At 44.4% G+C, this 19,114-nt stretch carries 25 protein-coding genes; 18 read left to right on the top strand and 7 right to left on the bottom strand.

Going from position 1 to position 19,114, the window contains the following annotated elements:
* Positions 1 to 317: 317 nt before the first annotated feature.
* On the bottom strand, positions 318 to 461 hold the full coding sequence (locus E2R66_RS28570) for a hypothetical protein (RefSeq protein WP_158288507.1): 144 nt from the start codon (positions 459 to 461) through the stop codon (positions 318 to 320).
* A gap of 281 nt (positions 462 to 742) precedes the next feature.
* On the opposite strand from E2R66_RS28570, the gene E2R66_RS26150 reads away from it, so the two are divergent.
* From E2R66_RS26150 to E2R66_RS26140, 3 genes are all read left to right on the top strand, one after another.
* Positions 743 to 1,903 carry a sensor histidine kinase gene (locus E2R66_RS26150; protein WP_240049537.1) on the top strand — a complete coding sequence of 387 codons (1,161 nt, stop codon included), beginning with the start codon at positions 743 to 745 and terminating at the stop codon, positions 1,901 to 1,903.
* Positions 1,904 to 1,952: 49 nt separating this feature from the next.
* Positions 1,953 to 2,606, top strand: a complete 654-nt coding sequence (locus tag E2R66_RS26145; protein WP_133236389.1) for a hypothetical protein — start codon at positions 1,953 to 1,955, stop codon at positions 2,604 to 2,606.
* Positions 2,607 to 2,700: 94 nt separating this feature from the next.
* On the top strand, positions 2,701 to 3,039 hold the full coding sequence (locus E2R66_RS26140) for a hypothetical protein (RefSeq protein WP_133236391.1): 339 nt from the start codon (positions 2,701 to 2,703) through the stop codon (positions 3,037 to 3,039).
* Positions 3,040 to 3,444: 405 nt separating this feature from the next.
* On the opposite strand, the gene E2R66_RS26135 is transcribed toward E2R66_RS26140, so the two are convergent.
* Complete coding sequence (locus tag E2R66_RS26135) at positions 3,445 to 3,855, bottom strand: hypothetical protein (RefSeq protein WP_133236393.1); 411 nt, start codon at positions 3,853 to 3,855, stop codon at positions 3,445 to 3,447.
* A 38-nt stretch (positions 3,856 to 3,893) separates the two neighbouring features.
* A complete protein-coding gene (locus tag E2R66_RS26130) occupies positions 3,894 to 4,082 on the bottom strand; it encodes a hypothetical protein (RefSeq protein WP_133236395.1) in 189 nt (62 codons plus the stop codon).
* Between the two features lie 140 nt (positions 4,083 to 4,222).
* Between E2R66_RS26130 and E2R66_RS26125 the strand changes: the two genes are divergently transcribed.
* The 7 genes from E2R66_RS26125 to E2R66_RS26095 all read left to right on the top strand — a co-directional run bounded on the left by E2R66_RS26125 (position 4,223) and on the right by E2R66_RS26095 (position 8,339).
* Positions 4,223 to 4,915 (top strand): S24 family peptidase, encoded by a 693-nt coding sequence (locus tag E2R66_RS26125; RefSeq protein WP_133236397.1) that lies wholly within the window; start codon positions 4,223 to 4,225, stop codon positions 4,913 to 4,915.
* A 70-nt stretch (positions 4,916 to 4,985) separates the two neighbouring features.
* Positions 4,986 to 5,582, top strand: a complete 597-nt coding sequence (locus tag E2R66_RS26120; RefSeq protein WP_133236400.1) for a hypothetical protein — start codon at positions 4,986 to 4,988, stop codon at positions 5,580 to 5,582.
* Positions 5,583 to 5,610: 28 nt separating this feature from the next.
* The gene (locus E2R66_RS26115) at positions 5,611 to 6,114 is read left to right on the top strand and encodes a GNAT family N-acetyltransferase (protein WP_133236402.1); all 504 of its coding nucleotides are present in this window, start codon (positions 5,611 to 5,613) and stop codon (positions 6,112 to 6,114) included.
* Between the two features lie 161 nt (positions 6,115 to 6,275).
* Positions 6,276 to 6,521: a hypothetical protein gene (locus E2R66_RS26110; protein WP_133236404.1), complete on the top strand. Its 246-nt coding sequence runs from the start codon at positions 6,276 to 6,278 to the stop codon at positions 6,519 to 6,521.
* A 156-nt stretch (positions 6,522 to 6,677) separates the two neighbouring features.
* On the top strand, positions 6,678 to 7,706 hold the full coding sequence (locus E2R66_RS26105) for an aldo/keto reductase (protein WP_133236406.1): 1,029 nt from the start codon (positions 6,678 to 6,680) through the stop codon (positions 7,704 to 7,706).
* A gap of 65 nt (positions 7,707 to 7,771) precedes the next feature.
* Positions 7,772 to 7,978 carry a hypothetical protein gene (locus tag E2R66_RS26100; protein WP_133236408.1) on the top strand — a complete coding sequence of 69 codons (207 nt, stop codon included), beginning with the start codon at positions 7,772 to 7,774 and terminating at the stop codon, positions 7,976 to 7,978.
* A gap of 34 nt (positions 7,979 to 8,012) precedes the next feature.
* The gene (locus tag E2R66_RS26095) at positions 8,013 to 8,339 is read left to right on the top strand and encodes an addiction module toxin RelE (RefSeq protein WP_192902011.1); all 327 of its coding nucleotides are present in this window, start codon (positions 8,013 to 8,015) and stop codon (positions 8,337 to 8,339) included.
* Between the two features lie 102 nt (positions 8,340 to 8,441).
* On the opposite strand, the gene E2R66_RS26090 is transcribed toward E2R66_RS26095, so the two are convergent.
* From E2R66_RS26090 to E2R66_RS26080, 3 genes are all read right to left on the bottom strand, one after another.
* Positions 8,442 to 9,197, bottom strand: a complete 756-nt coding sequence (locus E2R66_RS26090; RefSeq protein ID WP_133236410.1) for a DoxX family membrane protein — start codon at positions 9,195 to 9,197, stop codon at positions 8,442 to 8,444.
* Between the two features lie 283 nt (positions 9,198 to 9,480).
* Positions 9,481 to 10,224 (bottom strand): 3-keto-disaccharide hydrolase, encoded by a 744-nt coding sequence (locus tag E2R66_RS26085; RefSeq protein WP_133236412.1) that lies wholly within the window; start codon positions 10,222 to 10,224, stop codon positions 9,481 to 9,483.
* Between the two features lie 10 nt (positions 10,225 to 10,234).
* Entirely contained in the window at positions 10,235 to 11,605 is a 1,371-nt protein-coding gene (locus E2R66_RS26080; protein WP_133236414.1) for a Gfo/Idh/MocA family protein, read from the bottom strand.
* 365 nt (positions 11,606 to 11,970) lie between these two features.
* Here E2R66_RS26080 and ubiE point away from each other — a divergent pair, with 365 nt between their 5' ends.
* The 6 genes from ubiE (at position 11,971) to E2R66_RS26050 (ending at position 16,545) form a co-directional block, all read left to right on the top strand.
* On the top strand, positions 11,971 to 12,702 hold the full coding sequence (gene ubiE / locus E2R66_RS26075) for a bifunctional demethylmenaquinone methyltransferase/2-methoxy-6-polyprenyl-1,4-benzoquinol methylase UbiE (RefSeq protein ID WP_133236416.1): 732 nt from the start codon (positions 11,971 to 11,973) through the stop codon (positions 12,700 to 12,702).
* Entirely contained in the window at positions 12,699 to 13,436 is a 738-nt protein-coding gene (gene porT / locus E2R66_RS26070; RefSeq protein WP_133236418.1) for a type IX secretion/gliding motility protein PorT/SprT, read from the top strand. Before ubiE ends, porT begins: the two co-directional genes overlap by 4 nt.
* Positions 13,437 to 13,606: 170 nt before the next feature.
* The gene (locus E2R66_RS26065; RefSeq protein WP_133236420.1) at positions 13,607 to 14,365 is read left to right on the top strand and encodes an SDR family oxidoreductase; all 759 of its coding nucleotides are present in this window, start codon (positions 13,607 to 13,609) and stop codon (positions 14,363 to 14,365) included.
* A gap of 178 nt (positions 14,366 to 14,543) precedes the next feature.
* Positions 14,544 to 14,993, top strand: a complete 450-nt coding sequence (locus E2R66_RS26060; RefSeq protein WP_133236422.1) for a GatB/YqeY domain-containing protein — start codon at positions 14,544 to 14,546, stop codon at positions 14,991 to 14,993.
* Between the two features lie 124 nt (positions 14,994 to 15,117).
* Entirely contained in the window at positions 15,118 to 15,879 is a 762-nt protein-coding gene (locus tag E2R66_RS26055) for an alpha/beta fold hydrolase (RefSeq protein WP_133236424.1), read from the top strand.
* A gap of 3 nt (positions 15,880 to 15,882) precedes the next feature.
* The gene (locus E2R66_RS26050; RefSeq protein WP_133236426.1) at positions 15,883 to 16,545 is read left to right on the top strand and encodes a CBS domain-containing protein; all 663 of its coding nucleotides are present in this window, start codon (positions 15,883 to 15,885) and stop codon (positions 16,543 to 16,545) included.
* Positions 16,546 to 16,554: 9 nt separating this feature from the next.
* Here the strand turns inward: E2R66_RS26050 and E2R66_RS26045 are convergent, their stop codons facing one another.
* Positions 16,555 to 17,268 (bottom strand): hypothetical protein, encoded by a 714-nt coding sequence (locus E2R66_RS26045; protein WP_133236428.1) that lies wholly within the window; start codon positions 17,266 to 17,268, stop codon positions 16,555 to 16,557.
* Between the two features lie 150 nt (positions 17,269 to 17,418).
* On the opposite strand from E2R66_RS26045, the gene E2R66_RS26040 reads away from it, so the two are divergent.
* A complete protein-coding gene (locus E2R66_RS26040; RefSeq protein WP_133236430.1) occupies positions 17,419 to 17,769 on the top strand; it encodes a hypothetical protein in 351 nt (116 codons plus the stop codon).
* A 30-nt stretch (positions 17,770 to 17,799) separates the two neighbouring features.
* On the top strand, positions 17,800 to 19,107 hold the full coding sequence (locus E2R66_RS26035) for a hypothetical protein (RefSeq protein ID WP_133236432.1): 1,308 nt from the start codon (positions 17,800 to 17,802) through the stop codon (positions 19,105 to 19,107).
* Positions 19,108 to 19,114 lie beyond the last annotated feature (7 nt).

The raw sequence follows: 19,114 nt of genomic DNA, 5'->3' as shown, positions 1-19,114 counted from the left end.
CAGTTGAGAATTTCTCAGTAAACTCCAGTATATTTAATCCTTGAAACATAATTTTAGCGTATTTGGTATCTACAGCTTAAATATACTAAAATTATTAGCAATACCCAAGCGCCTTATTCTATAAGGTTTTTAAAGTCCGCATTTTTGCGGAGATTGGCTGTTGTTGACCAATGGAATAAGCTTATTAGCACATCGGCCCGGCAAAAAACCAAGTAGAACTACCTGAATATTGAATCTTGCTGTATAATTTGCAAAATGCATGTTATATTTGGTAACAAAGCTTCAATAATATGCACCGATTACAAACCAGGGCCTTCCTATATCTTGCCCAAAGCTTCCCGGATATAGTTGGAGGAGAGGTTATTTGCCTCGACAAGTTTACGTTTTTCCCAATAATAACAATTGTTGCAGGTAATCAGGTCAGTATCGTCGCTTTGCGGTAATAAACCTGTTTTGTTCATAGTGTAATTGTATATGCTTAGCTTATATTTACGACCTAAAGTCTAAAAGTAGCGTTATTCCCCCTTTTATTACCCGTAACCTTGTGTTACCTAAATATTGATGAACGTTGAGCCTCTTAGGAAAATTAAATAAGCTTTGGATAAGGATTACCGGCTCCACGGCAAAGTTTCCGCTGGAGGTTAGGATATTCCATTCTGTTTGTATACTAGCCGTAGTATCTCTTAGTTACAACGTGCCTTTTAATTTTTTGATAGGCCTGCCGCTCATAGCATTTCTGTGTATGGCGACGCTATTAATATGCTTGTTTGTTTACTACCTGTCGCGGTATGGCAACAAGCCCAGGCCAGCCGTTATCATATTCACGCTGGTGAGTAATTTGTTGTTCACAGGCAATTTCTTCTACAACTCGGGCACGCTTGGGCCATCCGAGTTTTTTATGGCGCTCTGCATACTACTACAGCTTTGTATCCTCCCTAAAAAGCAGCAACGTTTTTGGCTAACGCTTAACGTGTTGCTTGTGCTGGCCCTTAATATTTTGGAGTATTTGCACCCTCAGTTAGTGCCCTATACCTACAATAATGCATGGAGCCGCTTCCTGGATATGACCTCGGCGTACGTTGTAGTGGTTATCGTAATATATTACACAATTACGTACCTGCGTCGAAATTACGACCACGAAAAGCGGTCGTCCGGCGATAGGGCCACTTCTATAGAGCGCAAGAACGAGCAGATTATGCGCCAGAACCACGAACTGGAACGTATAAACCAGGAACGTAACAAGTTGCTATCTATCATTGCGCATGATCTGCGCTCGCCGCTCAGTAATATCCAGAATTATTTGGAGTTGGTTACCGAATACGGACTTGATACGGAAGAGCGCCGTATGGTTGAGGGCGATCTGCTTAAGGTTACGCGCCGCACCAACGAGATGCTGAGCACACTATTGTTATGGAGTAAGGGCCAGATGGATGGCGTAAACGTAAAGCTGGGTTATGTTACACTGCGCAGTACATTGTTTAATACCCTCGAACTGGAACGCGCTATAGCCCTAAAAAAGGAAATAACACTTAGTGCCGATTTGGATTGGGATATTAAGATTGTAGCCGACAACGATATGCTGCAACTGGTGATACGCAACCTCATCAATAATGCTATCAAATTCACCCACAACGGAGGCGAGATAGTCTTTAAAGCAGAACAGATCGACGGCGAGTGCTGGCTCATCATCCGCGACACCGGCATCGGTATCACGCCGGAGAAGCAGGCCGAGCTCTTCTCGTTACGGGCCGGGGCTACCTTTGGCACTAATAATGAAAAAGGCGTAGGATTGGGGTTGCTGCTATGCAAAGAATTTACCGAGTTGCAAGGCGGGCGCATTTGGCTGGAAAGCAGCCCTGGCGAAGGGACTGCTTTTTATGTTGCCATGCCGGCAGGGAGTTGAGTTTGCAGTAGGCGGGCAAGAAACAGGTAATATTTACATTAGATAACATATGAAGAAAAATATCGCCGCCATTATATTATACGTTTGTTTTACCACCGTGTTAAAAGCACAGGTAAATGATCATATTGTTGAGCCAACAGGCGTATATAAAGAAATAAAGGTTGAGGGCGATAATAATTTAGTATTGGAATTGACTAATGCAAAAAAATCCAAGCGAGCAAAATTAATTGCCTTAATAATTGCCGAACCCAATAAACATAATCCGGTTGTTTTATATGCTTTATCTGCGGTGCTCTTTAAACTTGATAGAAAAGATGAGGCCTTTTTTTGGTTTTATGTTGCACAGTTACGCACCCGTTACGATTTTAATCGTTGTACCGACAAAAGTACATCCGGGCCTGTAGCGCAAGTTAATGCTACTTTTGGACCGGAAATAAATACTTATGCTTTTAAAAATCTCGACACCTTAGAAAATATAATTGGTAGGGTTGTGGCATTTGTTAAAGACAACAATGAGGAGTACGACCAACGCTGGCTTAATTTAAGCGGGATGGATGCTTTTACTAACGCTTCAACGGCCAAAGGGAAAGAGAAGCCCTTAAGCTTACCAGAAAGCGAGTGGCCAGCAATAAAAACCAAAACGATAGATTCTTATTATAGCGATTTTAAAGAAGCGTTAGCCGGAATGCGTGCAAAAAAGTAGTAGCGGCAATTCGCAGTGGCAGACATGCAATCAGTGTTAATCGGTGAAATCAATCTTTCATCGGTGTGATCAAAAAAATCAATAACTTTGCTGCATGAAGCCGGGTGATAAAGTAATTTGCATTGATGATAAGATAGACGCTGATAAGAACGAAGAAATCCGTCGCGATTTCGAGATCTGGATTACCAAAGGCAAAGAATACACCATTCGCGAAATACTCGATAATAATGGTATTGTACCGGGCCTGTTGCTCGATGAAGTTCACAATTTCCCCAAATTTTTTAAGTTGATCAACCGTTTCCAGGAGCCAGCCTTTGCCCTGTGGCGTTTCCGTAAGCTCAACTACCAAAGCAAACCCGAAGAAGCCATTGCCGAAACCGAAGAACTGGTTGAAGTTGCACCAATGGCTGCACCCGAAAAGCGGGGGAATTAACGCTGGGCATATCATTGCCTAGGCCTGAGCGCCAAATCACCAGCGGATCGCTTTTTGGATCTGCATATCTGAAATCTGCACATCTAATCGCTCCCCGTCAAATTCTCGTTCAATTACCGTTAAAACACGGTTGCCCTGCTGCCTGGGTTTCACAAGCTTTGTATCATCAATCTATACCATGCTTATGAAATCATTTATCTTGCTATTCCTGCTTTTTTTGGGCCTGTGCTTATTTGCCAATGCGTTGCTAACGTAATCGGGGCTGCAATAATCTAATCCGTCGGCCCTTTTTACAAAGCTTGTTGGATTCCTGATTCAAGGGACCGCCGCCGTTGCCTCTGCTGGATGCAGCAATCATAACAGACAATAGAATTAAAATGAATTTAATGCTGATTGGCATATTTTCTACATGTTTTGACCCACGGTTTCGGTTTCTACCAATTGGGTGAGTATGCTCTTCAGCATGGCTTCGCGGGCCCAGGTTTGTTCTATTGGAGCAGCATCTTCGCGGTACCATTTTATAGGCGCGTTTATCTCTATACGGGTTTTATAAACGTATTGCTTGTTGGGGTGTACTCGGCTGCCTTCGTAGCTGTTCAGGTTTTCGGCCTTTATTAGTTTGGCGAATTGTTTTAGGGGGATGTCTAATTGCAGGCATTCATCCAGGCTGTTTTTGAAATCGTGTTTGTCTTCCAGCCACAGGGTGAGTACTTCATCGCCCAGGTCGTGGTCGGCAATGCTGATACGGCTATAATTATAGTCTACGGATATAATCATCCACCACAATTCGTCTTTTAGTTTTTGGGTTAGTTTCATTTTGTATTGGTTTAAAAGTTCAATGGATCATTTATCTGTTATCGGCTTAGTGCTGCGTCAAAGGCGGGCATCCAGCCGGGGAGGTACTTTTGTATGGCAGCTATTTCCTGTTTGTACTTCTTGCAAGTGGCATGGTAGGCTGCTATGCGCTGTTGCATTTCGGGGGTGCTTAGTTGGGCGTGGCCGGCTTTGGTTTTGTTGCGGAAGGCGCTATGAGCTATGTGCATAAGGTTGGGTTGTTTCTTTATGTTCTTGATTTTAATTTTGTTCGGGAGGATTTTATAAGTACCTTTATCTTGTAATTGCATTACAAATATAAAGAATAATCTTTATTTAAATCAAGAAATAAATAAAAATAATTTTCGGCATGGAAGAGCAAGCGAGGCATGGTAAAATAAAAACCGTACGACCCGAGACACTGGAGTTTATTATTCTGTATAATCAGTTACGCGGGAAAGCGTTTAATAACAATAGCGAGCTTGCCGATGTGCTCGGTTTTAACAATGCCAGCAGCATTACCGAGATAATCAAGAGCCGTCAGAATATTGATCCAGAGAAATTGAAGATATTTAAAGAAAAATACAGAGATTTGCTGGGCGGGACAAAAAATACGGATAAACCTGTATATGTGCGGACGGGTGAGGGTATCCCCATGTATGATATCATAGCCACAGCATCTGGCGTAGAGGTTTACAACGATATAAACGATGCGCTGCCCGTGGGGCGGATGAACTTCCCTGGTATTGAGGAATGTGATTTCGCGCTGCCGGTTTGGGGGCATTCCATGTACCCATACCTGGAGAACGGCTGCTGGGTGGCCCTCAAAATTATCAGCGACCGAAAAATACTGCCGGGTGAGGTATATTACATAGAATGGGGCGATTATCGCATGTATAAACGCCTCCTCGCCAGCGATAACCCAGAGGAGGTTATAGCTCACTCTGATAACACTACCGAGATGATCGGCAACCGCCTAAAGTATGCGCCGTTCCCTATCCGCCTGGATGAAATAAAGAAGCTATGCCTCGTGAAGGATATTCATAAAAAGCATAACCATTAAAGATGTGCGCGCTAAAGATTTGTAGCTGTGTCAGACGAGCTTTTCTGTATAATCCCATTCCTAAATCAAAATGGCAAACCATCTATCAAATAAGAGCAAATTAATAAGAACTTTAGCACTAAGCTTAGGGTTTGCCTTATTGGTATATTATGATGGTTATATCGACAGATACATGCCTTGGGGATGCATTGTGGGTGCTGTCATATCCATATGCCTAATAGTGATAATGATTATTGTAGGCTTGATTAAGCAGATTATATCAATTGTAAAAAATAGAGCCAACCTCAATTTAGGCTATTTTTATCCGGTAGCGGTTTATCTGATAGTGTTATTTGCACCTGTAGGTGAATGGGAGCAGGGTTTGAGTCCGGTCGGATTTCGGGCTTGCTACCAAGGATCACAGGGCCAATCGTTGATAAGTTTTAGAAACGATCATACCTTTGAGATGCACTCCACCGGCGTTTTCTTTTACAGCAATTGGAAATTGGGTGCCTGGGATAAAAATGGAGATACCCTCAAACTAAAATGGCATGGGCAGCCTGCACCAGCTTTAGGTAGCACCCTGCTTATCGATAGCGGATATTTAAAGCCTTTGGATAAGACAGTGAATGAGCGGTTTAGGCACATCCGCATGTTTTGCCTGGGCTACTGCAAAGGAGACAATTAACCTCTTGATTTTAAATTAATTAACCGAAATGAACATCCGCCGCGCTACGCTTGCCGATATCCCCGCTATCATGTCCATCGTGAAAGAGGCCGTGCCTTTAATGCAGGCCGCAGGCAACTTTCAATGGAATGATTCCTACCCAAACCCCGAAGCTTTTGAAGGAGATGTAGCGTTGAACCAGTTGTGGGTTGCGGATATTGATGGCCGGGTAGCAGGCGCATCCGCCATCACTACCGAGCAATACCCAGAGTATGAGCAGGCCGGGCTAGATATTAGCCAACCCGCTATCGTCACCCATCGCCTGGTGGTGAGTCCGTATTATCGCGGGCTGGGCATTGCCGAATCATTACTAATGCAAGCAGAATACGAGGCCGACCGACGTGGAATCCCCCTGCTGCGTATAGATACCAACAAAGAAAATAAAGCCGCGCAGAAGCTTTTTGTAAAGCTAGGATACATATTTGCCGGCGAAATTGGCCTTGCTTTCAGGCCTGGCATGCGCTTTGTTTGCCTGGAGAAGAAATTAACCTAAACTTTATTGATACGTGATTCTGACTGCTTCTTGAACTGCTAAGTCAACGGATTATTAAGCAATACTTAAAAAAAATACGACAAAAACATCCCTTAAAGTTTTGAATTAACTTTTAATTAATTAGCTTTGTTCCAGATTTGAATTGTCGGGCCGGTTACCGGTTGGCAAAACCATTTATAAACATCTATCATCATGTTTCCCAAATTGCAGGTGTCACAATTGCAGCACTTAAGCGTTGGCAGCGCGTTACAAAATTTGGCGTTTTATTCGCTGGTGCTGCTTATGCTGGCTGTGATTGTGGTGCAGCTGAATGTGCACACCGAAACTGGGGTACGCAGGTTTATCATTGCCCGGGTTACATCGCTATTTCATTTTTTAAAACCCGCCTGCAAGGCCTGTTGGTTTAAAGGCCGGCAATTATTTGTGGTCGGCCGGAGGAAAGCCCGTGCCTGAGCAAAATGACAATTATGTTATTGCCGTGATACAAAGTCTAAACCATATAACCGAGATTTGAAATATGGCGGAGGTATTTCTGCTGGTAATGAAAAAACTTACTTTTACTTATGGAATACAGACAATTAGGTGGCTCGGGCCTTAAAGTTCCCGTGCTTAGTTTTGGTACTGCTACTTTTGGCGGTGCCGGCGAATTTTTTAAAGCCTGGGGCGAAACCCAACTCGATGATGCAAAGAAGCTGGTACACCTGTGTATGGACGCTGGCGTAAACTTTTTTGATACTGCCGACGTATATTCGGGCGGTGTAGCCGAAGAGATATTGGGCAAAGCGCTGCTGGGTATCCGCAATGAGGTGCTGTTATCTACTAAGGCAACGTTTAAAATGGGCGATGACCCCAACTACGGCTCGTCGCGCTACCATCTCATCCGCTCCGTAGAAAATAGCCTGCGCCGCCTGCAAACCGATCACATTGATATTTACCACATGCACGGCTTTGACGGCAACACGCCGGTTGAAGAAACCCTGCACGCACTGGACGACCTTATCAGCAGCGGCAAGATACGTTATATTGCCTGCTCGAATTTTTCGGGATGGCACCTGATGAAATCCCTTTCAACATCAGAGCGTTATGGCTGGGCTAAATATGTAGCCCACCAGGCTTATTACTCGATATTAGACCGTGAATTTGAATGGGAACTGATGCCGCTTGGTATCGACCAAAACGTAGGCACCATCGTTTGGAGCCCATTGGCTTCGGGTCAGTTGGGTGGCAAATTCAGGCGCGGGCAGCCCATCCCTAAAGATAACCGCCGAAGCCAGGGCGGTAGCCACGGCCCCGAAACCGATTTTGAACGCCTTTACAATATTGTTGATGCCTTGGATGAAGTAGCCGAAGAAGTTGGCAAATCTGTTGCGCAAGTAGCTATTAACTGGCTGTTGCAGCGCCCAACGGTGGCAAACATCATTATAGGTGCCCGCAACGAGGAGCAATTAAAACAAAACCTTGCGGCAGTAGGCTGGAACCTTACTACCGAGCAGGTGAAGAAACTGGATGCCGCCAGCGCACTTGCGCCGATATACCCTTACTGGCACCAACGGCAGGATACGAATTTAATCCCACCACCAAAGTTTTATTAACCAAGAAAGCGTGCTATTGCAAAGTGGTACGCTTTTTTGTTATATTTGATTATACCACGATATAAATGACAACCCTAACAATTGATATTTCCGACGCAAAAGCTGCAGAGCTGTCGCAATTGATAAAAAGCAAGGGCGGCGTTATTATTGCCGATTCCAGCGAACTATCTAAAGAGGAGCAGGTATCGCTCAACCAGAGTTTAAAGGAAGCCCGGCTTATCCGGGAAGGCAAACTTAAGCCACTAAGCTTCGACGAGTTGTGGGATGAGTAATTCAGTCTATTACTCGCCCGAGTTCAAGAAAAGCTTGAAACCCTTAGCCAAAAAGTATAAAACTTTAAAAGAAAGTGTTCTTTCGCTTGAATCGGCTTTGATAGAGAACCCTCATTTAGGGGAGCCTTATGGAGAAGGTATTTATAAAGTTAGATGGAGCGATCCCAGCAAAGGAAAGGGAAAAAGCGGTGGATTTAGAGTAATGTACTACCTACTCCGCCAAACGGAAGGAGGAACTGAGATACTGCTTCTGACAATTTTCGATAAAAGTGAAGTTGAGACAATAAAAAAGAAAGCTGCGGTTAAATTAAAAGACGATGTTCTTTCTTCAATGGGTTTGAAAAAACCTACAAACAATTAGTGATTGTCTCGATATCGTTAGGCTTATTGACAACAGCGGCATGATATAAACACCAATCAAAAAGATTAGCGCATTCTGTTGCGCTCCCTTTTTGGTTATAGGCTATTGCGCTACTGGTAAAATTTTCCGCTTGGGTAACTTGATGAACGATGCCGCAAAGAGCGCAAAAATCAACAGGGTATTGAACAGTACCAACTTCTGGGCAATCGTGCCCAACAAACTTGCAAGGGTAATAATAATCATGTTTAAAATGACCAGGGCAACTACCAGGGCCTGCATTTTGGTGATGGCTTTTACCTGTATTACACTGTAGCCCATAGCCGCAAATGCCGCTATGGCAAATACGTTGGTAAAGGCAACGCTGAAGCGCGAAGCAACAAGGGCAGCCACTGCAAAAGTAGTTCCCGCAATATTGAAGACGTTTTGATTATATGCATCTAAAGCCGTTGGCCTTGCTTCGGCAGACAAAACCGGGTTAATGAGTACTTTTAGTTTATGCCAGTCGTACAGCAGCAGGGCGATATTGAGCACGATGAAGAAACCGTTTACGTAGGGTGTGCCCACCCAATGCATAGAAATGGTTACCGCCAGTATGGATAGGTTCATAGGCAGCAGCATAACCGCCCCAATGGTGCTAAAGCGCTGCGATAACAACAATGTACCGCAAACCACCTGCGTAATTGCCACTATCCGGGCAAATAAGCCAAGCCCATATTTGGCCAAAGTATCTTCCAATAGGGGCGGGCCTATAATTTGCCCAAAATGTCCGTGGGTGAGCTTACACAAACCGGCAGATAAAAATATATAGCCCAGTAAAAGGCGGATAAGGATGATGGTGAAATCTTTTTGGCGGAGCATTGCGACTGTGTTTATGCCGCAAAGATGTTATTACCCAAAGCGCCGGGCAAAAGTTTTAGACGAAAGGGGTGCGGTAGTCGACAAATACGTGTTGGCGATAGGCTGTTTGATACGAAAGGCAGTTATCAATCGACGAGTTATCAATATCGGCTGATGGTTCATCAATAAACCTGATTGGCGGTGTACCGGCCCCGGAGCGTAGTGCCTTTGGCTTATAAACAAAAAGCAGGGCTATCGGCACATCGTACCGCAAGCCCTGCTTTTCTTATTCATAGGCTAATTATTATAGCTCTCTTACCCGGATATTCTTAAAATAAGCTTTATGCCCATGATCCTGCAGGGCAATGTGGCCTAGTTTGGCCAAACCGTATTCAGGATGGTCCTTCCATTTGCCTTCGGCTTTTTTCTTTTCCCATTCGGGGCTCCAGGCAGTAAATTCCAGTATTTTTTTGCCATTTAACCAATGCTCTACATGGCCTTTGTTGAAAATGATGCGGCTGGTGTTCCACTCGCCAACAGGCATCAGTTTCTTGTTGCCGTTAGGGATGGTCATGGCATAATCGGCACCGGTTTTTTGCCACTCTTCTAAAATATCGGGCACCCAGTTAATATCATCTATTATCTGGTACTCGGGTCCGGTTAAATAAGTGGCGGTAAAGCCAGGGCCTTCCTGTACGTGATAAAGCACGCCGCTATTGCTACCTTTATCTATCTTCCATTCCCAGGCCAGCTCAAAATTAGCGTATTGTTTATCGCTCACAATATCGCCGCCGGTATCGGTGCCTTTTACCGCACCGAGGCAAACCAGTGCGCCATCCTCAATCTGCCAGTTTTGCGGTGGTACGGTTTTGTTGAAGGCGTGCCAGCCTGTTAAATCCTTGCCATTAAAGAGACTAACCCAGGGTGCTTTCTTTACAACATATTTCTTTACCGGCTTCGGGTGGTCAACTTTTGATGCATAGGTTTGCGCGCCTATCGCGCAGGTAAGTGCGGCGGCTATGCTGAGTATTGTTATTGGGTGTTTCATTCGGTATTAGTTATGCTTTTATCATTTTCATTTTCTCGGGATCCCAAAACATTGGGGCGTTTTTAAAGTAGCTATCGTTGCAAAGCAGGGCAGGAGCAGCCGCACGGTAGCCAAAAATGGCATCTTCGGCAACTTTGCCATTGGTACGTATAGCGTTAATGAAATTATTCATGTGGTCGTAAGGGCCGCCCAGGTAGCCTTTTTCGGCATCGTAAGTAATTTGCTCGGGCGGGAGCATCATTTTGCGTCCGCTGGTTGTTTGGCCCATGGCCTTCATTTTTTCGATGTAGAATGGGTCGGTATTATCAATGGTTTTGTTGCGTTTAAGGGTAACGCTATCCCAGGTAATATCCATCGATCCTTCGCTGCCTACCAATTTTAAGTAGGTGGTGCCGCTGGTGCCATCCACAAAGTTGCAGCGTAAACTTAGGTTAAACGCCGGGTGGGCCGCAGCCTTGGCATAATCAAATGTGCCCAGCAAAACGTCAGGCACTTCGCGGCCATCGTTCCAGTAGCGTAAACCGCCCGATGCGTAGATTTTATTAGGGCCCATAGAGCCGGTGATGAAGTGCAGGCTGCTGAACAGGTGTACGAATAAATCGCCAGCCATGCCGGTGCCATAATCAGTATAATTTCTCCAGCGGAAGAACCTTTTGCTATCGAACGGGCGTTTTTGGGTGTTGCTTACATATGTTTCCCAATCAACGGTTTGGGTAGACGCATCGTCAGGGATGGGGTATTGCCAAACTTCTACAGCGCCACGGCGTGCCCAAAAGCCTTCAGCGTAGTTCAGTTCGCCAATGGCACCGCTTTTTAAAAGCTCTTTGGCTTTCTCGTTCCCAAGCGACGACACCCCCTGGCTACCTACCTGGAAAACCTTGCCGGTTTCCTGCTGTGCTTTTATTACCGCAGGGCCTTCCATTACGGAGTGTACCATCGGTTTTTCGCAGTAAACGTGCTTACCGGCGTGCATGGCATCTACTGAAATTTGTTGGTGCCAATGATCGGGCGTGGCAATAATAACGGCATCAACGTCTTTGCGGTTCAGTATTTCTTTATAGATTTTGGTAGTGAAAATATCGGCACCCCATTTTTTCTTAGCATCGGCAAGGCGGCCATCATATAAATCGCATACGGCAACCAGCTTCACGCCTGGCACTTGCAGGGCTGTTTGGGTATCTGAAGTACCCATGCCTCCGGCACCGATAAGCGCAATGTTCACCTGGTCGTTAGCGCCGATGCGGTTGTATTGCTGTTTTAGGTAATGAAAGCTGCCAATATTTTCGGCTGCTATTAAATTGCTGCCAACAGTGGCCGCCGCTGCGGTAGTGGCCAGTTTTTTAAGGAACCCTCTGCGCGATGCTTCGTTGTTTTCTTTCATGATTGGAACGATAAGTATGGTTTTGTGTGTTTAGATATGGAAGGCGAAAGGTATAAATTTATTTAAATAGTTTAAAGCTATCCTGGCTGGATAATTGTTTTGTTACATTAGCCTAAAAGGGCTAATCATGCCTTAATTAGCCTTTTTAGGCTAATATTGGGATGGTGGGTTGCGTGAATAGCACGCAGTTTACCTGGGCCGTAAACCGCATAATGAAATAATTGTTTGTAATCGAATCTTTAATAGAGAGCAACCGCTAGCCACAAAATAGTTAAGGTAATGTAAATTCAAGTATAGCGATGGTTTTCAAATCCGTCGGTATAGAAAAAAGCCGAGCAAAGAACCTATCTTTGCCCTTAATTAATATGAGCAAAACCGTAACTCCGTACCACGATCAGCAGGGCACCAAAAAAGAGCAGGTGGCCGATATGTTTAACAACATCTCAAAAACCTACGATTTCCTGAATCACTTCATGTCGTTGGGTATCGATATTATCTGGCGCAAAAAAGCTATTAATGAACTGAAAGCCGATAAACCACAGCTGATTTTGGATGTAGCTACCGGTACCGGAGATTTTGCCTTTGAGGCGCTTTCTATCCTCAAGCCTAAAAAAATAATCGGTGTGGATATTTCGCGAGGTATGCTGGATATTGCCGATCAGAAAATCCTGAAACGCAACCTGTCTGATAAATTCGAAGTAAAACTGGGCGATTCGGAAAAACTGCCATTTGAGGCAAACGAGTTTGATGCAGTTACCGTGGCTTACGGCGTACGCAATTTCGAAAACCTGGGCGACGGCCTGGCCGATATTCAACGGGTGCTTAAACCGGGTGGTAAAGCTGTAGTACTGGAATTTTCTAAACCCAAAGCATTCCCCATAAAACAGCTGTATGCATTTTATTTTAATTATGTTACGCCGGGCATAGGCAAGCTTTTTAGCAAGGATGCGCGCGCATATACTTACCTCCCCGAATCTGTAGCTGCTTTTCCCGATGGTAAGTCCTTTACCGATATGATGGGAAAAGCAGGTTTCAAAAATACCAAATGCCGCCCTTTAGCGTTTGGTATCTGTTCCATCTACACAGGTATTAAATGATAAACCGCTACCTAACCGCCTTACTGGTACTTTTGTGTTGCAGCAACCTGCTGCGTGCGCAACAGTTTTCGCCGGCATGGGGTGGCGGGGCCGACCAAAACGACTTCAGCGCGGGGTTCAGTTTTTCTTACGTCGGCAGCGATTTTAAGATAGTAAAGCAACCCAACTGGCGTGCGCCTTTTTATGATGCGGATGCCCAAGCCTACGTTACCGATTCGCTTACCAGCATTAGTTCTAAAACAACACCGGGTTTTGCGGTAGGCTTCATTGCCCGCTACCGTATTACCGATCACCTGGAGATACGCAGCACACCTGCCCTTATATTTGCAGATCGTAAGTTGCGCTACACCTTTAAGAATACTGCCGACCCTATAGATAAGCCCATCCAAACCACCACGGTCGATTTTCCGCTATCGCTTAAGTTGAAGTCTGATAGGGTAGGCAACCTGCGCGCTTACCTGCTTGGGGGCGTAAAGTTTTCCAGCTCCATAGGAAACAAAAAAGATGGCGATAATACCGCTCCGATTGAGCGAATCGTAAGAAATAGCAAAAGTTATTCTTCTTACGAGGCTGGTTTCGGTTTTGATATTTACTTCGAATATTTCAAGCTATCGCCGGAGATCAAAGTAACCAACACCTTCGGCAACTTATTAGTACCCGAGAATCACCCATTTTCGGCCCCCATCAGCAAGCTATCATTGCATACGATAATGTTTAGTTTGTATTTCGAATAGTCTGAATCAGAATTAAGGAATTTTCAGAATAGTAGCTTGACGGGCAAATGACTTGCCGATTGGTTGCGTTTTGCGCGTGCATTCTGTTCATTCTAAAATTTTGAAAATTCTGATTCAGACATCTTATCCAAAAATAAAACATAATTTCGCTGCGGATAGTTACATAACCTATGGCAAAGATTGCATTAATTACAGGGGCAACCGCCGGGATAGGTGAAGCTTGCGCACATACGTTTGCCCGCGAGGGTTATAACCTGATACTTACGGGCCGCCGCATGCAGCGTTTAGAGCGTCTGGCACTTTTGCTGAACGAGAAATATAACGTGGAGGTGGCTATTTCCTGCTTCGATGTACGCAACAAGGAGCAGGTGATAGAAAACCTGCAGGGCTTGCCCGAAGAATGGAAACAGGTAGACGTATTGGTTAACAACGCAGGCCTTAGTCAGGGGCTCGACCCCATCGATAAAGGCAACTACGATGATTGGGAAACCATGATTGATACCAATATTAAGGGCCTGCTGTACGTAAGTCGCGTGGTAAGCAACTGGATGATTGATAACGGCTTTGGGCATATCATCAACCTGGGTTCGATAGCGGGTAAAGAAGTTTACCCTAATGGCAATGTATATTGCGCTACCAAGCACGCTGTAGATGCTTTAAATAAAGGCATGCGGCTGGATTTGCTGAACCACGGCATTAAGGTAACGGCAGTACACCCCGGCGCAGTAGAAACCGAGTTTAGCGAAGTGCGATTTAAAGGCGATAAAGAACGCGCCAAAAAAGTGTACGATGGGTTTGAGCCGCTGGTGGCGCAGGATATCGCCGAAACCATCTGGTTTGTGGCATCGCGCCCGGCCCATGTAAATATCAACGATATTGTTATTATGCCAACCGCACAGGCAACGGCAACTAATATATATAGGGGGTAGGGTAGATGTGCAGATTTCAGATGCGCAGATGAAAAATGGATTTGCAAATTTCAGATGTGCAAATGTGCAAATGAGAGAAAGTAAATCCGACATCCGAAAAAAATAAATCCGAAATCGAACATCCGAATTCCGAAATAAAAATCACTCATTCAATAACTCACTCATTCACAATTAACATATGTCACTCATTACACAAATAGACCAGGATATCAAGCAAGCGATGCTAGCTAAACAGCCAGATCGTTTACGGGGGCTGCGTGCCATTAAATCGGCTTTGCTGCTGGCTAAAACCGAAAAAGGCGCTGCCGAAGAATTAACCAAGGAAGCCGAGATAAAAGTGCTTCAAAAACTAATCAAGCAACGTAAAGAATCGGCAGATATTTACAAGGCTCAAAACCGCCAAGACCTGTACGAAGTGGAGATGGCAGAGATGTATGTGATAGAGCCATATCTGCCCCAGCAAATGACGCGTTTTGAGATTGAAGGGTACATACAAGAGGTAATTGGTCGCCTGGGCGTAACCTCTGTAAAAGACATGGGCCGGGTAATGGGCGTTGCCAATAAAGAGCTTGCCGGCCAGGCCGATGGCAAAACGGTGTCTGAAGTTGTTAAACAACTGTTAGGATAATTTAATTCTTAAAATTGTTGCAGGTAAACCCTAATAAACTAAATTTACGGTGGTATTTACAGCTTTTCAGACTGAAATGAAAAACGGTCTGCACGGGTTTAAAGCCACATTTTAAGCAGGAATTATGAATTTTGTACTGAAAGAAGAAAAGGGATTTACATACGTAGAACATGGCGAAGGCGAGCCGCTGTTGCTGTTGCACGGCCTTATGGGTGCGTTGAGCAACTGGGAGAAGGTGATAGAGGAGTTCAGTCCGCACTACAGAGTTATCATCCCTATTTTGCCTATCTACGATATGCCGATTTTAACTACCGGTGTAAAAGCACTTTCTAAATTCGTGCATAAATTTATCAGGTTCAAAAAGCTCACGAGAATAACCATGCTTGGCAATTCCCTTGGCGGGCATGTTGGTTTGATATACGTTTTATCTCATCCCGGGTATGTAAAGGCCCTTGTTTTAACGGGTAGCTCGGGTTTGTACGAGAATGCTTTCGGCGGTTCGTTCCCTCGGCGCGAGAACTATGAGTTTGTGAAAAGTAAAGTAGAATATACATTTTACGACCCTGCCGTAGCTACAAAGGAGATGGTTGACGAGGTTTACGCCAATATTAACGACCGCGCCAAGGTAATACGCATACTGGCCATGGCAAAATCGGCCATCCGCCATAATATGAAAGACGACCTGCGCAAGATAACCATGCCTGTTGCGTTAATATGGGGTAGAGACGATAAAATTACGCCGCCCGAGGTTGCCCTTGAGTTTAACGAGCTGCTGCCCAACTCGCATTTATACTGGATAGATAAATGCGGGCACGCACCCATGATGGAGCATCCGGAGGAATTCAATAAATACCTAACGGTGTTTTTAGATAAATTAAAACAATGAAATATGCTTGCAATTGAGCTTGTTGCTGACGCGATTCCTCCTGTCAATACTTCTGATAGTATTCAGAAGGTGTTCGACCGTATGGCGGAGTTCCGCGTGCGCCACCTGCCAATTGTAAACGAAGAGCAGTTTTTGGGCCTGGTATCTGAAGATGACCTGATTGAAGAGCCTGATTACAACACGCCTATAGGTGCGCTAGCCCTTTCGCTGGTGAACCCCTACGTGCTGGAAGAGCAGCATATCTATGATGTTATCCGCCTGTTTTACGAGCGCGACCTGAGCGTGGTTCCTGTACTGGATATCAAGAAAGATTATGTAGGGCTGATCTCCATCAACACCATGAACGAGTACTTTGCCAAGCTTACCGCTGTAAGCGAGCCAGGCGGTATCATTGTGCTGGAGATAAGCAATAAGAACAACTCGCTGGCCCACATGTCGCAAGTGGTGGAGTCAGACAATGCCCAGATACTAAGCTCCTATACCCGTACTTTCCCGGATAGTACCCGTATGGAAGTTACGCTGAAAGTAAATAAGCAGGATATTTCCAACATCCTGGCCACCTTCCTGCGCTATGGCTACGATGTTAAAGCTACCTTCAACTTCACCGACCATAACGATAACGCCAAAGACAGGTTCGATTCGTTCATGAATTATTTGAATTTGTAGAACGAAGGCTTATCCTTTATTTTCCTGCTCTATCAAAGGGATTGTGTAAATCTGTTCCTCGAAGTAAGTTATATTCATATTCTTTACATCATCGTACTTAATGATGAATAATTCGCCCGGGATATAATAATATCGTTCATCCACCATTGCGGCAGATTTTGGCTGAAAAACGAATTCTTCGTCTGTTTGCCGTGTATCATTATCAGCTATTCCTGCTACATCTGTTGTTTGTACTATTTCCTGTAAAGTTGTTTCAAATTCCTGTGTGTCTTTCGCAAGCACCCTACGCCTTACGTCTTCCATATGCAGCTCTTTAATGCTGCCATCTTTATCAAGCCAGAAATCTGTTAAAAATCCCCTGTAAATAATACTCTCGTGTTTGGTTTCAACCAATATATCCAGCCATACCGATATTTTTTCTTCTTCCGAAGCGAGCGGTTTTAAAATGTAATACCATTTGTTATAGATGCCTAAAAAAGGATATTTTTTATAAAGCCGCGTTTTTAATACATAGCCTCTGAAAAAGTAGGCAGCTACAAAATTTACGGCAATATTGAGCAACATATAAATCAGGAACGGGCCGATGTAGACGTTTAATTGGTTGATGTTCTTCGCAGTATTGTTCCCTATTAATAAGTTAAAAACAAACTGGAAATCAACGGTGTGGCTCCATAAGTTTATCAGTAAAATAAAAACTGAATGGAAAATAAATGCCGGTATCAATGAATTAAATATTTCATCGATGGCAGTGGTATTAATATTTCTTTTGGAATATGGACTTGAAAGGTAAGTTATACGAAATACAATCCCAGGCATTGCAATAATAAAGATAATGAGAAAGCCGAGGGCTAAATTCATCTATCCTTTATACTTATGCGCTTTAAAGTTAAAACCTGCCCATCGGGTAGGGCACCGGCAACTTTTATAATATCAGCAAAACGGCCATTGGCAATAATCGCCGCTGTTAGCACTTTTGCAGTTTTAGAACTGGAAAGTGCTTGCCTTACTTGTGATCCCATGGAAGCTTTCATAGCTCATACAATTTCTTATTCAAATATAAGAAAAAGAAACAACAACGAACTAAACAACATCAAAAGAAACAACAACAACAAAACAAGAAGCAAAAACAAAACAAACAGCAACAAAACAACAAATGTTATTCCTCATAAGATACCGCCATCTAAAAAACATAAACTATTCTCCCTGCCAAACGTATTTTATTAGCTTTGCAGCCCCTACTATTACCACCGCCTCATGAAAAATCGTTTTTTCCTGCTGATAATTTCCATCATCGCCCTTTCTTGTACTAAAAATGCCGATAAGCCCGAAACCAGGCTCCTCAATAAATATGCTGCGGAATATGTGCGGCTGGGCTTAACCATAGGGCAGTATGATAAGGATTTTGTGGATGCCTATTACGGTCCGGATTCGTTGAAGCCGAAGGAGGTTGTCGGCGATGAATTCCCGAGGGATAGCCTGCTGGCATCGGTAAATAGCCTGATGAACGATATTAAGCTGTTAGCAACCTCGGCCGAAGTGGATTCCAATAAAATGCGCGCCAACTGGTTATACGATCAACTTGCCTCGTTCAGCGGGCGTATCAAGATATTCTCGGGCGAGTACAGTACCTTCGATCAGGAATCTATGCAACTCTTCGGCGTTACTGCTCCGGTAAACACCGAGGATTATTTCAAAGGGCAGTTAACCCTGCTGGATAGCCTGCTACCGGGTAAGGGTAATGTGAACGATCGTTTTCAAAAACTCGCCAATAAATTCATCATCCCGAAGGATAAATTGGATGCGGTTATCAAAGCTGCCATTGCCGAATCGCGCAAGCGCACGCTGGCGCATTATAAATTGCCTGCCGGCGAATCCTTCGCGCTGGAATTCGTGACAGATAAACCCTGGAACGGCTATAACTGGTATAAAGGCAAATACCAAAGCGTTATTCAGATAAATACCGACCTGAAGATTTTCATAGATCGCGCCATAGATGTAGGCAGCCACGAAAGCTACCCCGGTCATCACGTGTATAATATGCTGCTGGAGAAAAATCTGTACCACGATAGAGGGTACGTAGAGCTTTCGATGTACCCGTTGTTCAGTCCGCAGTCGCTAGTTGCAGAGGGGAGCGCCAATTACGGCATAGAGATGGCCTTCCCTGGCGATGAGAAGATAAAATTCGCCAAAAACGTATTATTACCCTTAGCTGGGTTGGACACCGCAGGGGCCGATACCTATTTCAGAGCATTGGCTATCAAAGGTAAACTTAACTATGCCCGTAACGAAGCCGCCCGAGGCCTCATGGACGATAACTGGAGCCAGAGCAAAGCGCGCACCTACCTTAAAAAATACTGCCTCATGAACGATGAAACTGCCGATAAATCGGTAACGTTTATCAAAAAATACAGGGCTTATGTTATTAACTATAACTACGGGTTAGATTTGGTTAAAAATCATATCGAAAAACAAGGGGGAACGGCAAAAGACCCGGTAAAGCGTTGGGAGCTATTCGGTACTTTGCTGAGCAACGAGGTTACGATGGATGAGCTGAACCGCTGATTTGTTT

This window comes from Mucilaginibacter psychrotolerans, assembly GCF_004519315.1.
In the GTDB taxonomy this organism is placed as follows: Bacteria; Bacteroidota; Bacteroidia; order Sphingobacteriales; family Sphingobacteriaceae; genus Mucilaginibacter; species Mucilaginibacter psychrotolerans.
The sequence above is the reverse complement of the archived record's forward strand: the minus strand, read 5'-3'. Positions and strand labels throughout refer to the sequence as shown.

Excerpts from the sequence above, each read along its gene's own strand:
- E2R66_RS26125 (WP_133236397.1), top strand. The coding sequence starts at position 4,223 with ATGGAAGAGCAAGCGAGGCATGGTAAAATAAAAACCGTACGACCCGAG.
- E2R66_RS26120 (WP_133236400.1), top strand. The coding sequence starts at position 4,986 with ATGGCAAACCATCTATCAAATAAGAGCAAATTAATAAGAACTTTAGCA.
- E2R66_RS26100 (WP_133236408.1), top strand. The coding sequence starts at position 7,772 with ATGACAACCCTAACAATTGATATTTCCGACGCAAAAGCTGCAGAGCTG.
- E2R66_RS26145 (WP_133236389.1), top strand. The coding sequence starts at position 1,953 with ATGAAGAAAAATATCGCCGCCATTATATTATACGTTTGTTTTACCACC.
- E2R66_RS26105 (WP_133236406.1), top strand. The coding sequence starts at position 6,678 with ATGGAATACAGACAATTAGGTGGCTCGGGCCTTAAAGTTCCCGTGCTT.
- ubiE (WP_133236416.1), top strand. The coding sequence starts at position 11,971 with ATGAGCAAAACCGTAACTCCGTACCACGATCAGCAGGGCACCAAAAAA.
- E2R66_RS26130 (WP_133236395.1), bottom strand. The coding sequence starts at position 4,082 with ATGCACATAGCTCATAGCGCCTTCCGCAACAAAACCAAAGCCGGCCAC.
- E2R66_RS26080 (WP_133236414.1), bottom strand. The coding sequence starts at position 11,605 with ATGAAAGAAAACAACGAAGCATCGCGCAGAGGGTTCCTTAAAAAACTG.
- E2R66_RS26090 (WP_133236410.1), bottom strand. The coding sequence starts at position 9,197 with ATGCTCCGCCAAAAAGATTTCACCATCATCCTTATCCGCCTTTTACTG.
- E2R66_RS26140 (WP_133236391.1), top strand. The coding sequence starts at position 2,701 with ATGAAGCCGGGTGATAAAGTAATTTGCATTGATGATAAGATAGACGCT.
- porT (WP_133236418.1), top strand. The coding sequence starts at position 12,699 with ATGATAAACCGCTACCTAACCGCCTTACTGGTACTTTTGTGTTGCAGC.
- E2R66_RS26135 (WP_133236393.1), bottom strand. The coding sequence starts at position 3,855 with ATGAAACTAACCCAAAAACTAAAAGACGAATTGTGGTGGATGATTATA.
- E2R66_RS26035 (WP_133236432.1), top strand. The coding sequence starts at position 17,800 with ATGAAAAATCGTTTTTTCCTGCTGATAATTTCCATCATCGCCCTTTCT.
- E2R66_RS26050 (WP_133236426.1), top strand. The coding sequence starts at position 15,883 with ATGCTTGCAATTGAGCTTGTTGCTGACGCGATTCCTCCTGTCAATACT.
- E2R66_RS26055 (WP_133236424.1), top strand. The coding sequence starts at position 15,118 with ATGAATTTTGTACTGAAAGAAGAAAAGGGATTTACATACGTAGAACAT.
- E2R66_RS26060 (WP_133236422.1), top strand. The coding sequence starts at position 14,544 with ATGTCACTCATTACACAAATAGACCAGGATATCAAGCAAGCGATGCTA.
- E2R66_RS28570 (WP_158288507.1), bottom strand. The coding sequence starts at position 461 with ATGAACAAAACAGGTTTATTACCGCAAAGCGACGATACTGACCTGATT.
- E2R66_RS26150 (WP_240049537.1), top strand. The coding sequence starts at position 743 with ATGGCGACGCTATTAATATGCTTGTTTGTTTACTACCTGTCGCGGTAT.
- E2R66_RS26040 (WP_133236430.1), top strand. The coding sequence starts at position 17,419 with ATGCGCTTTAAAGTTAAAACCTGCCCATCGGGTAGGGCACCGGCAACT.
- E2R66_RS26115 (WP_133236402.1), top strand. The coding sequence starts at position 5,611 with ATGAACATCCGCCGCGCTACGCTTGCCGATATCCCCGCTATCATGTCC.
- E2R66_RS26085 (WP_133236412.1), bottom strand. The coding sequence starts at position 10,224 with ATGAAACACCCAATAACAATACTCAGCATAGCCGCCGCACTTACCTGC.
- E2R66_RS26065 (WP_133236420.1), top strand. The coding sequence starts at position 13,607 with ATGGCAAAGATTGCATTAATTACAGGGGCAACCGCCGGGATAGGTGAA.